The organism is Streptomyces sp. CBMA291 (genome assembly GCF_014596525.1).
Lineage (GTDB): Bacteria > Actinomycetota > Actinomycetes > Streptomycetales > Streptomycetaceae > Streptomyces.
Map to the genome: position 1 here is coordinate 122,618 of NZ_MSJP01000105.1, position 15,380 is coordinate 137,997.

A 15,380-nucleotide genomic window follows, 5' to 3' on the forward strand; every position below is an offset into this window, starting at 1 on the left:
ACCGATCTTTGGGCCATAAGAGGGCCGCGAGAGGAAGGCGACGCGGAATGGCGCAACACGCTCAACGAGGAACCGGCCGCACGGATACGGGAGTTAGTATGTCCGGACATCTCATGCTCACCACCGCCCCGTACCGAGGTTATAACGGAACCGGACGCCGCTTCCGGTCCCGTCTCCCCTCCACTCCTTTCCTGTCTTTCACACGGACGACGTCCTCCCCCGTTCCCCTTCTCCCTGCCCCCGCGGGTCTTCCCTTCCTCCTCTCATCAAAGCGGAGAACCTGTATGCGGAATTCAGCGCCTGTCGCCGTGCCTCGCAGCGTGTCGCACACCCTGCCGTGTGCGACGGAATCCGGTCTCCCCGAATTCGGCACCGCCCGGCGCTGACGTGCTGCCTTCACTCGACACGGACCCCGCGTCCGTCACCGTCCTGCACACCGTCCAGCCCGGCGACGGCGGAGTCGCCCGGGTCGTCGTCGACCTCGTCCGCGCCCAGCTCGCCGCGGGGCTGCGGGTCGCCGTCGCCTGCCCGCCCGGCACCCCCCTCTCCGCCGCCGTCCGCGCCGAGGGCGCCGGAACCCTCGACTGGCAGGCCGGCCGGGACCCCGGCCCCGCGCTCCTGCGCGAGACCCGCGACCTGGCCCGGCTGATCCATGCCGTCCGGCCCACCCTCGTCCACGCCCACAGCGCCAAGGCGGGGCTCTGCTCCCGGCTCGCCGTCCGGGGCCGGATCCCCACCGTCTACCAGCCGCACGCCTGGTCCTTCGAGGCGGTCCAGGGGACGACCGCGGCCCTCGCCCGCCACTGGGAACGGTTCGGCGCCCGCTGGGCGGACCGGATCCTCTGCGTGAGCGAGGCGGAGCGGCGTACGGGCGAAGCCGCCGGGGTCGCCAGGGGCTCCAAGGGCTCCAGGGACACCGGGGACACCCGGGACTCTCGGGAATCCGGTGGCACCCGGGAATCCGGTGGCACCCGGGACACCAAGGCCGCCAGAGACACCGGAAGCACTGGGGACACTGGCGGCACTGGCGGCACGGGGAGTACCAGGAGCACCGGAAGCGCCGGAAGCGGCAGGGGCTCCGGGAAATGGTCCGTCGTCCACAACGGCGTGGACACCGCCCGGTTCGCCTTCTCCGGCCCGCCCCGCAATCCGGCGCCCACCGCCGTCTGCGTGGGCAGACTCTGCCGCCAGAAGGGCCAGGACGTACTCCTCGCCGCCTGGCCCGCCGTCCTCGCCGACGTGCCCACCGCCCGGCTCGTCCTGGTCGGCGACGGACCCGACCGCGAGCGGCTGCGCGACCGCGCGGGCCCCTCGGTGCGCTTCACCGGGGCCGTCGACGACACCGTCCCCTGGTACCGGGCGGCCGACGTCGTCGTCCTGCCGTCCCGCTGGGAGGGCATGGCCCTGGCGCCCCTTGAGGCCATGGCGACCGGCCGGCCCGTCGTCGTCAGCGACGTCGACGGGGCCCGCGAGAGCCTGCCGTCCGCCCACCGCGCCCCGTGCCTGGTCCCGCCCGAGGACCCGGCCGCGCTCGCCACCGCCCTCGGCCGCCTCCTCGGCAGGCCGGAGCTGCGGCACCGCCTGGGCCGAGAGGCCCACGAGCACATCCTCAGCAGTTTCGATGTCCGGCACACCGCCGAGGCCGTCGCGGACGTCTACCGCGCACTGGCCGGAGCGCGGGGTGCCGAGCACAGAGAGCCGATTGCGCAGTGACCACGGAAAGCACCAGCGTCCCCTCCTCGCCGGGCCCCTGGCCCACGGCGGGCCCGACCTTCGGCCTGGCCCCCCTCGTCCCGCGCCGCACGCCCCGGCTCTCGCTGCCCGCCCGCCGACGCCCCCGAAGCCGCTCCGGCACGGCCCCGCTCGTCGCCGCCGACGCCCTGGCCACCCTCACTGGCGCCCTGTTCCTCGGCCCCTCCCACCACGACATCCGGCTGCTCCTTCCGGTCGTGGCCCTCGTCCTGCTCCTCGACGGACGCGCCGGACTCCACCGCCCCGCCGCCTACACCCGGGCCCTCGACGACCTGCCCGCCCTCGCCTCGCGCGCGGGGCTCGTCTGGTGTCTCGCGGCCGCCTCGGTCGCCGCGTACTCCCCCGCCCTCGCCCTCGGCCCGCGACGGCTCTGCGCCGCCTACGGCGCCCACGTCGGCGCCGCCGTCCTGGTCCGGGCGGTGCTGCTGGCCCGGCGGCGGCGGATCGCGCGGGCCCACCCCCGGTCGACGCTCGTCGTCGGCGGGACCGGGGCCGCGCGCCGGTTCGCCACCGCCGCCGACCGGCACCCGGAGTACGGGCTGCGGCCGGTCGGCATCGTCGGCGTGCCCGCGCAGGGCGGCGCGGCCAGGACCGGCGGGGAGCCCGGCCTGCCGGTGCTCACCACCGCCGAGGAGATCCACCGGGCCGTCATCCAGAACGCCGTCCGCGACGCCGTCTTCCTCGACGACGACCCCGGACTCGTCCGGCTCCTCCAGCGGTACGGCTGCGCCACCTGGCGGGTCGGCGGAGAACAGGCGGGCGGGCCGATGGGCGCCCATGTGTGGGGGTACGCCCGGCGCCCGATCGTCCCGCCGGACGAGCGGCGCGGACTGGCCGCCAAACGGGCCCTCGACCTCGCGCTCGTCGTGCCCGCGCTCGCGTTCGCGCTGCCGGTCCTGCTGCTGTGCGCGCTCTCCGTACGCCTCTCGGACGGGCCCGGGGTGCTGTTCCGGCAGGAGCGGGTGGGCCAGTACGGGCGCCACTTCACGCTGCTGAAGTTCCGTACGCTCCGCCCCTCCGACGAGACCGAGTCGGCGACCCGCTGGAACGTGGCGGACGACCGGCGGATGAGCGCGGCGGGGCGCCTCCTGCGCAAGACCTCCCTCGACGAGCTGCCCCAGCTGTGGAACGTACTCCGCGGGGATATGAGCCTGGTCGGACCCCGGCCCGAACGCCCTTATTTCGTCGCCCAGTTCAGCAAGGTCCACACCGGTTACGCGGCCCGGCACCGGATGCCCGTGGGGCTCACCGGTCTGGCGCAGGTGCACGGGCTGCGCGGCGACACCTCCATCGAGGACCGCTGCCGCTTCGACAACCACTACATCGACCACTGGTCGCTCTGGCAGGACGTCTGCATCCTGCTGCGCACGGCCGCCGGCGTCGTCCGGCACACGGGGAGCTGACCATGGCCACGGCCCTCACCGTGCCGGCGGTCACCCCGGACGTCCGCGATCTGCTCCGCCGCGCCGGAGTCCTCTCACCGGTCCTCGCCGTGCTCGCGCTGCTGCTCGTCCCCGGCGGCGGCAGCCGGGACGGCACCGGCGGCACGGGCACGGTCGCCGACGCCGCCTCCGGGCTGCTCGTCCTCGTCTGTCTCGTCCGGGTGGTGCGCGGCGGGCACCGGCCGCTCACCCGGACGGCGGCCGTCGTCCTCGGCCTTCCCGTCCTCGGCGTCTGTCTGGCCTCGGTCACCTCCGCCGACCCGGCGGCGAGCCTGCCGGGCGTCGCCCGCTACCTCCAGCTCTTCGTCCTCGTCCCGGCGGCCGTGCTCCTCACCGTCCGCGACCGGCGGGACTTCGCCGTCGTCGTCTGGGCCCTGGTCGGACTCGCCCTGCTCCAGGGCGCGGTGGGCGTCGTCCAGTACCTGACCGGGACCGGCGCCTCCTACCAGGGCGAGGACATCCGGGCCGTCGGCACCTTCGGGCCCGTGGACGTCATGGGGATGGCGACCGTCGTCTCCTACGGTCTGGTCGCCGTCACCGGGATCGCGCTGGGGTCCCGGGCGGGCCGGACGCGGACGGCCGCGCTCTGCTGCGGTGCGCTGCTCGTCGTCCCGCTCGTCCTCTCCTTCAGCCGGGGCGCGTGGATCGCGACCGTCCTCGCCTGCGGGGCGCAGCTGCTGCTCTCCGGGCCCGCGCGGGCGGTGCGGGTGGCGCTCGCGGCGGGGGCGCTCGGGGTGGTCCTGGTCGGCGGTCTCGGCATCGGCTCGGCGATGGTCGAGGAGCGGGCGGCGAGCATCACGCGGGTGGCGGACGCGCCGGACCAGTCGGTCACCGACCGGTACACGATGTGGGCGGCGGCCGGGCGCATGTGGCGGGCCGAACCGGTCACGGGCGTCGGACTCAAGGGCTTCCCCGCGTACCGCGACTCGAACGCCTCGATCGCGCTGTCCTCGGGCAGCGACACGGCGGGCGCGGGCGCCGGATACGTGCGGCAGCCGCTGCTCTCCCCGCACAACATGTACCTCCTGGTCCTGAGCGAGCAGGGCCTCCTGGGGCTGCTCGCGCTGACCGGCGGCTGGCTGGTGCTGCTCGTCCGGGGGCTGCGCCGGCGCCGCTCGGGCGCGGAGTGCGCCCTCGTCGCCACGGGGCTGCTCGCCTGGCAGCTCGTCGACTTCGCGTACGCGGACATCGGCGGCCCCTCGACGGTCCTCATGTCGGTGGTACTGGGCCTCGCCGCCTGGTGGGCCCTCACGGAGGCCGGGAGTGCGTGACCCCGGGGCCGGCCGGCCGGAGACACCGAGGGACGGGGGGCACCCGAAGACACCGTGGGACCAGCAGAACCCGGGCCCTCACGGGGCCACCGGGACCGGTGGGACGCCGGGGGATGGGGGGTCTGGGGGGTACGAGGGACCCCCCGGGGTGCCCGGGTACGGCACTCGGGCCCCGGGGTCTGTAGAGCCTGCGGGGTCTGTTGCGCCTGCGGGGTCTGTAGAGCCTGCGAAGCCTGTAGCACCTGCGAGGTCTACGGGACCCACCGGAACCCGGGGGCGCACGGGAACCGCCGGGGCTCCCGGGGCCGCCGGGGCTCCCGGGCCCGCTGGGGCCGGTGCGATGCCGGGGGCTCCCGGACCTGCTGGGGCCGGTGCGACGCCAGGGACGCCAGGGGCACCCGGGCACCCGGAGTCCTCAGGACCCGCAGGTTCACCCGGGCCCGTACCCGCCCTCGTCCCGGCCCCCTCCCCCTCCCGACGGGCGGCCGAGCAGCAGGGCGCCGGGCCGCAGGGCCTGGGGAGGGCGGGCGACGGGCGACGGGCGGGTGTCCGGCGCCCGTCGACCGGGCGGCGCGGGCGACCCCGTACGCGGGGAGCGCACGCCGGGGCGGTCCCCGAGCGCGGGTTCCTGGCGAAGGCGGCCGCCGTCACCGCCGGGCTCACCGCCGCCGGGGCGCTGCTCGGGCTCGTCCGGGACCAGACCCTCGCGGGGTACTTCGGCGCGGGGGCGGAGACCGACGCGTTCCTGGTGGCCTGGACGGTGCCCGAGTTCGCCTCGACGCTGCTGGTCGAGGACGCCATGGCGCTGATCATGGTGCCCGCCTTCGCGCGGGCGCTCGCCCATCGCTCCGGCACCGGGCTCGCCGATCCGGTGCGCGCCCTGGTGCGGGGGACGCTCCCCCGGCTCGTCCTCGCCCTCGGTCTCGCCGCCGCGCTCCTCGTGGCCGCCGCGCCGCTGCTCGTCCGGGTCCTCGCGCCGGGCCTTCCCGATCCGGCGCTCGCGATCGACTGCACCCGGCTGACCGGCACGTGCGTGCTGACGTTCGCGCTGGTCGGCTACTGCTCGGCGGCCTTGCGGGCGCACGGCCGGTTCCTGCCGCCCGCGCTGATCTACGTGGCGTACAACGTGGGCATCATCGGCACCGTCCTGCTGCTGCGCGACCCGTGGGGGGTGCGGTCGGCCGCCGCCGGGGTCGCGGTCGGCGGCCTTCTGATGGTCCTCGTCCAGGCGCCGTCCCTGCTGCGGGAGCTGCGGGCGCACCCCCGGTCGGGGCGGAACCCGGCGGCACCCGTACGCAGGGACGGCGAGGGGCGGGGACCGCGCCCGCCCGCGTACCGGGGCGGCGAGGGCCGGACGCAGGAGCCGCTCGTACACCGCCCCGGCGAGGAGCAGCCCCCCGCGCCCGCCCCGTACCCCCGCACCGGGCACCGCACCCCGGAGCCACCCCCGTACCCCCGTACCGCCGAACACCGCACCTCTGAGCCGCCCCCGTACCCCCGTACCGCCGAACACCGCACCCCCGAGCCGCCCCCGTACCGCCCTTCCGGGCATCACGCCCCCGAGCCGCCCCCGTACCGCCGTTACCGCCGTGCCGAGCGCCCGGCCCCCGGGTCGTCCTCCTACCGAGGCGGCGAGACCCGGGTGCTGGTGCTCGGGCTGATCGCTCCCGTCGTCGCGTTCTCGCTCTGCCGGCAGTCGCAGACGCTGATCGAGCGGTTCCTCGCCTCGCCGCTGCCCGCCGGGGCCATCTCGCATCTGAACTACGCGCAGAAGGTCGCGCAGCTGCCGATGGCCTTCTCGCTCATGCTGTGCACGGTCAGCTTCCCGACGGTGGCCCGCGCGCTCGCGGCGGGGGACGCGGAGGCGGCCCGGCGGCGTGTCGAGCGGGATCTGCTGCTGGCCGCCGTCGTCGTCCTCGTCGGCGCGTCGACGGTGATCGCCACCGCCCCCAGGATCGTCGAACTCCTCTTCGAGCGCGGCGAGTTCGGGCGCCCCGACACCCTCGCGACCGGCGCCGTCATGCGGGTGTACGCGCTGGGGCTGCTCGGCCAGACGATGGTGGGGGCCCTGGTCCGCTGCTACTTCTCCGCCGCCCGGCCGCTCTGGTATCCGGCCGCCGCCATGGGCGCCGGGCTCGCCGTCACCACCGTCGCGGGGGTGCCCGGCGCCCACGCCTGGGGAGCCGTCGGCATCGCCGCGGCCAACGCCCTCGGCATCACCGTCACGGCGGTCATGCTGCTGCGCGGGGCCCACCGGCAGACCGTCCCGGTCCGGTCCGACCGGCTCGGCGAGCGCCTGTTGCGCCTGTCCGCGGCGGGCGCCCTGGCGACCGGTGCGGGCTGGCTGTGCTCGCTCGCGGCCGGTCCCGCGCTGCTCGCCGTCGCCGTCGCGGGCCTGGTCTCCGTCGCCGTCTTCGCCGTCTGCGCCGTCTTCGCCGTCCGCGGGTCCCGCGCCGCCCGCGTCGGTCCGGCCCCCGAGGTTCCGTCCCTGCCCCGCTCCGCCTCCCGGAGGAGGACCCCCCATGCCCGCCACCGCGCTGCGCCGCATGCTGCCGAAGCCGCCCCTGTGGGTGGCGATGTACCACTCGATCGCGGACACCGCTGACGACCCGTACCGGGTCACCGTCTCCCCCGTGCGCTTCGCCCGGCAGCTGTGCTGGCTGGGCGAGCGGGGACTGCGCGGGGTCTCGGTGCGGGAGTTGCTCGCCGCCACCGCCGAGGGCCGCGCGGCCGGTCTGGTGGGGCTGACCTTCGACGACGGTTACGCGGACTTCGCCGAGTCGGCGCTCCCGCTGCTGCTGCGGCACGGGTTCACGGCGACCGTGTACGTCCTGCCGGGCAGGCTCGGCGGGGAGAACGCCTGGGACGCGGCGGGCCCGCGCAAGCCGCTGCTCTCCGGGGACGGCATCCGGCGGATCGCGGAGGCGGGCATGGAGATCGGCTCGCACGGGCTGACCCATGTGCCGCTGACCGAGACGGACGAACGGACGCTCACCGCCGAGACCCGGCAGAGCAGGACGCTCCTGGAGGAGCTGACCGGCACGCCGGTGGACGGCTTCTGCTATCCGTACGGGCAGGTCGACCCGAGGGCGATCGGGGCGGTGCGCGCGGCCGGTTACCGCTACGCCTGCGCGATCGACCCGGGCCCGTACACCGGCGCGTACGCCCTGCCCCGGGTCCACATCGGCGAGGACGACACCGCCTGGCGCCTCGCGGCCAAGCGGCTGCTGCACCCGCTGCGCCGCCGCCGCCCCACCGACCTGACCCCGGTGCGGCCCGGCCCCGCCGTGGTGGGGGCGTCATGAGGGCGCCGCGTGTCGTCAGGGGGCTCGGGGCGGGGGTCGTGCGGGCCCCGCACGTGGTCGAGGGGCCCGTCTCGTGGGCGGGCGCCGTGCGGGCCCCGCACGCCGTCGCAAGGCCCGGGGCGGGGGCGGGCGTCACGAGGGCCCCGTACGCCGTCACGGGAGCGGGCGTCCTGCGGGCCCCTCGCGTCAGCACACGGCTCCCGGCGGGGGTGTCATGAAGGTCCTGCACGTCATCACGGGGCTCGGCATCGGCGGCGCGGAGCAGCAACTGCGGTTGCTGCTCCGGCATCTGCCCGTCGAGAGCCGGGTGGTCACCCTCACCCATCCGGGCGCGGTTGCCGAGGGCATCGAGGCCGACGGCACTCCGGTCACGCATCTGGGCATGGCGGGCAACCGCGACCTCGGCGCGCTGCCCCGGCTGGCCAGGATCGTCCGGCAGGGGCGTTACGACCTCGTGCACACGCATCTGTACCGGGCGTGCGTGTACGGCAGGGCGGCCGCCCGACTGGCCGGGGTGCAGCGGGTGATCGCCACCGAACACTCGCTCGGCGAGACGCAGATCGAGGGGCGACCGCTGTCGGCGGGGACCCGCGCCCTGTATCTGGCGTCGGAGCGGCTGGGCACGGCCACGGTCGCCGTCTCGCCCAGCGTGGCCCGGCGGCTCGCCGCGTGGGGGGTGCCCCCGGAGCGCGTCCGGGTCGTGCCCAACGGCATCGAGACGGACCGCTTCGCCTTCGACGCGGACGCCCGGCGGTACACCCGGCGGGCCCTCGGCATCCCCGAGGACGCGTATGTGGTGGGCGGGGTGGGGCGGCTGGTGCCGGGGAAGCGGTTCGATCTGCTCGTACGGGCGGTGGCCGGGGTGCCGGGGGCCCGGCTGCTGCTCGTCGGCGAGGGCGAGCGACGCGAGGAGCTGCTGCGCCTCGCCCACGCGTGCGGGGCGGCCGACCGGGTCCTGCTCGCGGGCCCCTGCGCGGACCCGCCGGTCCCCGGATCGGCCGCGCCCTCGCTGCCGGGGCTGCTCGCCGCGATGGACGTCTTCGTCTCCGCCTCCCCCGACGAGGCCTTCGGACTCGCCGCCGTCGAGGCCCTCGCCGCCGGTCTGCCGGTCCTGTACGCGGCCTGCCCCGCGATCGAGGACCTGCCCCCGGACGCCGCACCGGGCGCCCACCGCGTCGACGGCTCCTTGCCGGGCCTGATCGCGGCCCTTGAGTCGGTACGGACGGAGGCGCACCCCCGCATCCCGGACCCCGCACCAGCCACCAGACCCGCCCCCGCGTCGGACGTCGCGCGGCCCGCGCGCCTCCCCGTCCCCCCGGCCGCCCGTCACTACGACATCGCGCGCAGCGCCCGGCAGTTGACGGCGCTCTATCACCAGGCCGTCCACGGCACCCTCCTCCACGAAGCGAGAGAAACCGCCCCATGAAGAACACCCGTCCCGTGAAGGGCTCCCGCGCCAAGAAGAGCACCCCCTTCCGCGTCTCCCTTCCGCCCGGCCGCTGGGCGGTGCTGCCCGCCGCCGTCCTCGCGGGGGCCGTCCTCGGCGGGGGGTACGGGGCCTTCAGGACCCCGCAGTACGCGGCGACCAGTTATGTCATCGTCGTACCGGCGGAGCGGTCCGACCCGGCGAGCGCCGTCGGTTTCGCGCAGGCGTACGGGCGGGTGGCCGTCGACATCGCGGTGTCCGGCGACGCCCCGGTGTGGGCCGGGGTCGGCACCGACACCCTGCGCCGGAGCGTACGGGCGGAGACCTCCCCGGACGCGCCGATGATCTCGCTGACCGCCCGGTCGGAGAAGCCCGCGAAGGCGGTGGCCCTGGCCGACGGGGTGGCCCGCGCGCTCGTCCTGAACAGCGCGCACGTGGTGGAGAGCACGGGGGTGAAGGTCGTGCCGTTCTCCCGCGCCGCCAAGCCCGTCGCACCGGTCTCGCCCTCGCCTTCGCTCGCCGCCCTCGTCGGCGGCAGCGCGGGCGGTCTCCTCGCCGGCCTGGCACTGCTCGTCCGCCCCCGCCGCAACGGCGGACCCGGACGGAACGGCGAACCCCGGCGGGACGGCGACTTCCGGCACGACGGCGGGTCACAGCGGGACGCCAGGGCCCAGCGGGACGGCGGTGCCGCCACCGCACGGGAGGACGTCGCTCCGGCCACGCGGGGGGACGTCGCCCCGGCCACGCGGGAGGGCGTCGCTCCGGCCGTGCCCGCGTCCACCGCCGTGCCTTCCCCGGCGGCCGAGCACCAGCCGGAGGCGGTGTGAGCCTGAGGTCCCCCACGGCCCTGCGGATCGAGGTGTGCCGTGACGAGGAGAGGTTCGGGCGGCTCGCGGCCGAGTGGACGGCGCTGTACGGGCGCTGTTCCGCCGCCACCCCCTTCCAGTCCCATGCCTGGCTGCACTCCTGGTGGCTCTCGTACGGCAGGCCCGGTGCGCTGCGGGTGGTGCTCGTACGGCGCCCGGACGGGGCACTCGTGGCCGCCGCGCCCCTGATGCGGGCCCGGGGGCCGCTGCCCGTCCTCACCCAGCTCGGCGGTGCGATCACCGACTTCACGGACGTCCTCGTCGACGACGGCTGCCGGGCGGCGGCGCCCGCCCTCGCCCGGGGCATCGCGCGGGCCGCCCGGGGCGCGGTGGTCGACCTGCGGGAGGTACGGCCGGGGGCGGCGAGCGAACGGGTCTTCGCCCGCTGGCGGGGACCGCGCAGACGGCTGCCCGACTCGCTCTGTCTGGAGCTGCCCGCCCTGCCCATGGAGGGGCTCCTCGAACGCATCCCCTCCGGGAAGGCCCAGCGGGTCCGCGCGAAGCTGCGCAAGCTGGACGCCCTCGGCATCGACGCGCGGGTCGTCAGCGGCTCCGAGGTGCCCGCCGCCCTCGACCGGCTCCTGCGGCTCCACCGGCTCCAGTGGCAGGGGCGGGGGGTGACCGTCGAGCACACCAGTGAGCGGTTCGCCCAGCATCTCGTCCGCGCGGTGGGGCCGATGGTGGAGTGCGGGGACGCGATGGTCACGGAGTTCCGGCTCGCCGGGGACGTGGTGGCCGCCGATCTGACCCTGATGTCCCCCCGGCTCGCGGGTGGTTACCTGTACGGCGCCGATCCGGCGCTGCGGGCCCGCAAGGTCGACGTGGCCGCCATGCTCCTTCGGCACGGCGCCGGGGAGACCAGCACCGGCGGGCGGTCCACCCTGAGCATGCTGCGGGGCACCGAGTCGTACAAGCACCACTGGCGGCCCGAGACCGTCGGCAACCAGCGGCTGCTGCTCACGGGACGCGGTACGGCCCCGCTGCTCTGGCTGCGCGCCGGGGTCGCGGGCGCGCGCCGCTGGGCCTCCCGGCAGGCGCGCGAGAACACCCGGGTGGGGCAGGCGCTCGGCCGTGTCGCGACCTGGGCGGCGCGGTCCCGGGGCGGCGGGTGAGCCCGCCGCCCCGCCCGGTCGGAAGGGCCCGGTAGACAGGGCCCGGCAGACCGGATCAGAAGCGCCAGGGCACGTGCAGGCTGCCCCGCAGGAAGCCCCCGGACACACAGACCGGCCCGTCGACCAGCCCCCACGCCCCGAGCCCCGTGTCCAGACAGCCGACCACGTCCCCGGCCCCTGACCCTGCCCCGGCACCGGCCCCCGCCCCGGATCCGGTCCCGGTCCCCGATCCGGGCTGGACTCCCGGCTGGGGCCCGGTGCCCTGGCCGGGCCCGGTGCCGGGACCGGTCTCCGGTACGGGGTCGGGCTCGGGCCAGGACTCGGGGGCGGGCGCGGTCCCGGGCCCCGGTCCCGGTTCGGCCGGAAGCGTCGGCCCCGTCCCGTACAGCATCCGCCGGTACAGCGCCGACGACTTGGGGTTGTCCTCGCACCGCCAGACGCCGTGCGGGCAGTAGTCGGAGATCGTCTGGTAGAGCGGCCGGTGCAGCTTCATCCACTCCAGCATGCTCCGCAGGTACTCCTGGTTGTCGCCGTTCCGGAACAGCCCCCACTCGGGGTAGGAGATCCGCTTCCCGTGCGCGGCGGCGAAGTCGACCTGGGCCTTGAGCCCGTACGGCTCCGTCACGTGCTGGGCGAACGTCGAGCCCCGGGGCTGGTCGTAGGAGTCCATCCCGATGACGTCGACGACGTCGTCGCCCGGGTAGCACGCGGTCCAGGGAACGGCGTCGAGCCCCCGGGCCGGAGCGAAGTCGAAGCGGAACCGCTGGCCGGGCACGGACCGCATCACGGTGACGATCCGGCTCCAGTACGCCCTCCACGCGGCGGGGTCGGGGGCGCAACGATGGCTGTAGGTACTGCCGTTCATCTCCCAGCCGAGGACGACGATGGTGTCGGGGGCGCGGAGGGCGACGAGGCGCCGGGCGAGGGTGCCGAAGTGGTGGTCGTAGGCGCCGGCGGCGCCGGTCCTCAGCTCCCGGCGGACCTCGGCGTCGGAGAGCCCGTCCTCGTTGCGCTCCAGCATGGGCACGTTGAGGACGAACACCCGGTCGGGTTTCTCCTCGCGCCACCGCGTCCAGGCCGCGAGGAACCGCGGGGAGCCCTCGATGTTCTGCCAGAGGTCGCCGGGGAGGTAGGTGTGGGCGACGCGGAGTTCGCGTCCGCCGAGCCACCGCTGGAGTTCTCCGATACGGGAGACCCCGGGGTCGTCCGAACCGAGGAAGGCGCCCATCGCGCCACCGGGGACCGGTGCGGAGTCCTGGCCCGGGGCGGAGTCCCGACCGAGGGGGGCGCCCTGGCCCGGGGCGGAGTCCTGGCTGGTGGCGGGGGGTTCGGCGGCGCGGGCGGGGGACGGCGTCGCGACGGAGCCCGAGGCGAGGAGGCCGGCGGTGAACACCCCCAGCCAGGCTCGTGTCGCCCTCCTGCGGACAGTCGCCATGACCACTCCTTCCTCTCGGACACCTGGTGGCGATGCGCCCATCTGACGCTCGGAAGGTATTCCGGGCCCGCCGACCTGATATTCGATTCCGCCATGCCCACTGGGCCGTTGGAGGAATTCATCGCCCGGTCGGCGCACGCGGGAGCGGAGTGGAGCGGACGGGAGAGTGGGAGGAAATGCCCGGCACGGCATCTCGCGAACACGGAGAAGGGCCGGTCACCGGAGCGGACGCGCTCGGGTGACCGGCCCCGGATTCCTGGGGACCGCTGGGGTCAGGCGTTGATACAGGTGTTGCCGAACGCCGGGTTGAGCAGGGCGATGATGTTGACGCTGTTGCCGCAGATGTTGATCGGAACGTGGATCGGAACCTGGACCACATTGCCGGAGAGCACGCCCGGCGAACCGACGGCGAGGCCTTCCGCTCCGGCGTCGGCGAAGGCGGGCGAGGCCGCACCCATGGCCATGATGATTCCGGCGACGACGGCAGCGGCCTTCTTGCAGTTCATTTCTTTCTGCGTCCTTTCGATTGCGGAAGACTTTCACGGAACACAACGAACATGCCGCACAGAGGAAACCCGGACAACGGAAGAGCTGGTTGTTCACTCCGTTGCGGGCATGGCACTGGGCCGGAAGAGAACGGACGCCCTCTTCCGGCCCAGCGACGCACCGTGCGGATCAGCTGTTGCCGATGCCGTTCCCGGAGAGGACCGGGATGTCGTCCAGGACGTGCGACAGCGTCTCGTCGCCCTTGGCCTGGGTCGAGTTCTCCGCGCACTGCTGGTTCTGCGGCGAGGCGAGGACGTTGACGTCCTGCACGGCGATCGGGATGGCGCCGATGAGCGAACCGACGTTCGCCTTGATGGGGGCGCCGAGACAGAGCTTGTTCAGCGTGCCCTGGACGGCCTCGAACTGGGGGCTCATGTCGCCCGCGGTCGTCGAGTTGCCGAAGGACTGGCGCGCGGCGTTGCCGCTGAGCGAGGTGGTGCCGCCGTCGTCGGCGATGGCGAACGCCGGGGAGGCCGCCACCGCGGAAGCGCCGACAACAGAGGCCGTGACAGCCGCGGCCGCCATAATCTTCTTGATCACGGTGATTCCGTTCCTGTGTCCCACCAATCGACCTGATTGATGCGACCGGAACAACTGCGCTCCCCGGCTTTGGTTCCGGCCCTTCACCCGTTCGACTGGAGGCACGTTTCGCGCTGCCGCGCGCGCTCCGCCGAAGGAGTGATACGGCGGAACCCTTGCCGCCGCCCGCAGTTGACCGGATAGCTCCCTGCACGGAGCCGGTTCTATGAAGGGAACTACCGTGATCAAGAAGGTTATGGCCACCGCGGCCGCGACCGTCTCCATCGTCGGCGTCTCCGCTGTGGCGGCCTCCCCGGCGCTCGCCATCGGCAACGACGGCGGCACCACCTCGCTCAGCGGCAACCTCGCGCACCAGGAGTACGGAAACGCCACCACCTTCGGCAACATGAGCCCCCAGTTCGCGCTGGTCCAGGGCTCTCTGAACAAGCCGTGCATCGGTCTGCCGGCCAAGGTCAACGCCGGTTCGCTCATCGGCCTCGTCCCGATCGCGGTCCAGGACATCAACGTGCTGTCCTCCCCGCAGAACCAGCAGTGCACCGAGAACTCGACGCAGGCCAAGGGCGACGAGCCGCTGTCGCACCTGCTGGAGGACATCCCGATCCTCTCGGGCAACGGCGTCGGCAACAGCTGATCCGCCGCCCCGGGCCACGGCGTTCAGACGCCGGAGCCCACACGTCAGGGGCCGCCCTCCGGGGGCGGCCCCTTTCGCGTATCGGTTCGATGTCCACCGGGTTTACCAGGTGGGCCAGACCGGTGTCGCCATCAGCCGCTCCCATTCCCGGTCCGGCATTCCCGGGACCGTCCGCCCGGCCCGCGCCCACTGGTCCGCCAGGGCCGAATACACCGGGAAGGGAGTGTGGTCCGCCGGGGCGGGACCACTCCTGTGCCGGCTCCTCGGAATGAAGGCCATCCGCTCCCATTTCCCGGGATCCGGCGCCATCTTCGCTCCTTCCGCTGCGATTCCCGCATCATTACACAGGCCGCCGGGGAGGGTGATTCGCCGCCGCCCCGCCGTGTCGCGCCTACGGGTGCGCAGACGGCCGAAATACCGTACGGAGTTCACGAACACACCCGTACGGAGTTCACGGCCGCGCCCGCACGCGGTTTCTGTTCGTAGTCCGTCCGGTGGACATCGCGGAACCTCCGGGCTTCTGACCGGTTGATCAGTACGGCTCGGCACTCAGCGAGCCACAATCCGAAAGGCCTGAACAATGAAGAAGCTGTTGGCTACGGCTGCTGTAGCCGCGTCGGTCCTCGGCGTGACGGCGACGGGTGCCGGTCAGGCGCTCGCCATCGCCGATGACGGGGGCACCACCTCTTTCAGCGGCAACGGCGCGCTCCAGTCGTTCGGCAACTCCGCCACCTACGGCAACATGAGCCCGCAGTTCGCGCTCGTCCAGGGTTCCCTGAACAAGCCGTGCATCGGTCTGCCGGCCAAGGTCAACGCCGGTTCGCTCATCGGTCTCATCCCGATCGCGGTCCAGGACGTCAACGTGCTGTCCTCCCCGCAGAACCAGCAGTGCACCGAGAACTCGACGCAGGCCAAGGGCGACGAGCCGCTGTCGCACATCCTGGACGACATCCCGGTCCTCTCGGGCAACGGCGCCGGCAACAGCTGAGCCCCGTCGACCGGTGCGGTTCGGCCCCGCCCTCCCCTTCTCAGGGGGAGGGCGGGGCCGTCCCGT

General features: G+C 74.6%; 13 protein-coding genes. 10 read left to right on the forward strand and 3 right to left on the reverse strand.

Annotation, left to right across the window (positions count from 1 at the left end; genetic code table 11):
• Positions 1-387 precede the first annotated feature (387 nt).
• The 8 genes from BU197_RS25655 to BU197_RS25695 all read left to right on the forward strand — a co-directional run bounded on the left by BU197_RS25655 (position 388) and on the right by BU197_RS25695 (position 11,174).
• Positions 388-1,713, forward strand: a complete 1,326-nt coding sequence (locus BU197_RS25655; protein WP_317452088.1) for a glycosyltransferase family 4 protein — start codon at positions 388-390, stop codon at positions 1,711-1,713.
• A complete protein-coding gene (locus tag BU197_RS31385; protein ID WP_188270680.1) occupies positions 1,710-3,155 on the forward strand; it encodes a sugar transferase in 1,446 nt (481 codons plus the stop codon). Before BU197_RS25655 ends, BU197_RS31385 begins: the two co-directional genes overlap by 4 nt.
• Positions 3,156-3,157: 2 nt before the next feature.
• A complete protein-coding gene (locus tag BU197_RS25665; protein ID WP_188270681.1) occupies positions 3,158-4,465 on the forward strand; it encodes an O-antigen ligase family protein in 1,308 nt (435 codons plus the stop codon).
• 340 nt (positions 4,466-4,805) lie between these two features.
• Complete coding sequence (locus BU197_RS30795) at positions 4,806-7,070, forward strand: murein biosynthesis integral membrane protein MurJ (RefSeq protein ID WP_223182836.1); 2,265 nt, start codon at positions 4,806-4,808, stop codon at positions 7,068-7,070.
• Positions 6,988-7,770 carry a polysaccharide deacetylase family protein gene (locus tag BU197_RS25680; RefSeq protein WP_188270682.1) on the forward strand — a complete coding sequence of 261 codons (783 nt, stop codon included), beginning with the start codon at positions 6,988-6,990 and terminating at the stop codon, positions 7,768-7,770. The genes BU197_RS30795 and BU197_RS25680 overlap by 83 nt, the downstream gene beginning before the upstream one ends.
• A 214-nt stretch (positions 7,771-7,984) precedes the next feature.
• Complete coding sequence (locus BU197_RS25685) at positions 7,985-9,196, forward strand: glycosyltransferase (protein WP_188270683.1); 1,212 nt, start codon at positions 7,985-7,987, stop codon at positions 9,194-9,196.
• On the forward strand, positions 9,193-10,023 hold the full coding sequence (locus tag BU197_RS25690; RefSeq protein WP_223182835.1) for a lipopolysaccharide biosynthesis protein: 831 nt from the start codon (positions 9,193-9,195) through the stop codon (positions 10,021-10,023). The genes BU197_RS25685 and BU197_RS25690 overlap by 4 nt, the downstream gene beginning before the upstream one ends.
• Positions 10,020-11,174 carry a GNAT family N-acetyltransferase gene (locus tag BU197_RS25695; RefSeq protein WP_188270684.1) on the forward strand — a complete coding sequence of 385 codons (1,155 nt, stop codon included), beginning with the start codon at positions 10,020-10,022 and terminating at the stop codon, positions 11,172-11,174. Before BU197_RS25690 ends, BU197_RS25695 begins: the two co-directional genes overlap by 4 nt.
• 55 nt (positions 11,175-11,229) lie before the next feature.
• Here BU197_RS25695 and BU197_RS25700 read toward each other — a convergent pair whose 3' ends face one another.
• The 3 genes from BU197_RS25700 to BU197_RS25710 form a co-directional block, all read right to left on the reverse strand.
• A complete protein-coding gene (locus tag BU197_RS25700) occupies positions 11,230-12,609 on the reverse strand; it encodes a hypothetical protein (protein ID WP_411158533.1) in 1,380 nt (459 codons plus the stop codon).
• 272 nt (positions 12,610-12,881) lie between these two features.
• Positions 12,882-13,115 carry a chaplin gene (locus BU197_RS25705; RefSeq protein ID WP_188270685.1) on the reverse strand — a complete coding sequence of 78 codons (234 nt, stop codon included), beginning with the start codon at positions 13,113-13,115 and terminating at the stop codon, positions 12,882-12,884.
• 169 nt (positions 13,116-13,284) lie between these two features.
• Positions 13,285-13,695: a rodlin gene (locus tag BU197_RS25710; RefSeq protein WP_188270686.1), complete on the reverse strand. Its 411-nt coding sequence runs from the start codon at positions 13,693-13,695 to the stop codon at positions 13,285-13,287.
• A 220-nt stretch (positions 13,696-13,915) separates the two neighbouring features.
• Between BU197_RS25710 and BU197_RS25715 the strand changes: the two genes are divergently transcribed.
• Complete coding sequence (locus BU197_RS25715; protein ID WP_188270687.1) at positions 13,916-14,326, forward strand: rodlin; 411 nt, start codon at positions 13,916-13,918, stop codon at positions 14,324-14,326.
• A gap of 580 nt (positions 14,327-14,906) precedes the next feature.
• A complete protein-coding gene (locus tag BU197_RS25720) occupies positions 14,907-15,314 on the forward strand; it encodes a rodlin (RefSeq protein ID WP_188270688.1) in 408 nt (135 codons plus the stop codon).
• The last annotated feature ends 66 nt before the right edge of the window (positions 15,315-15,380 follow it).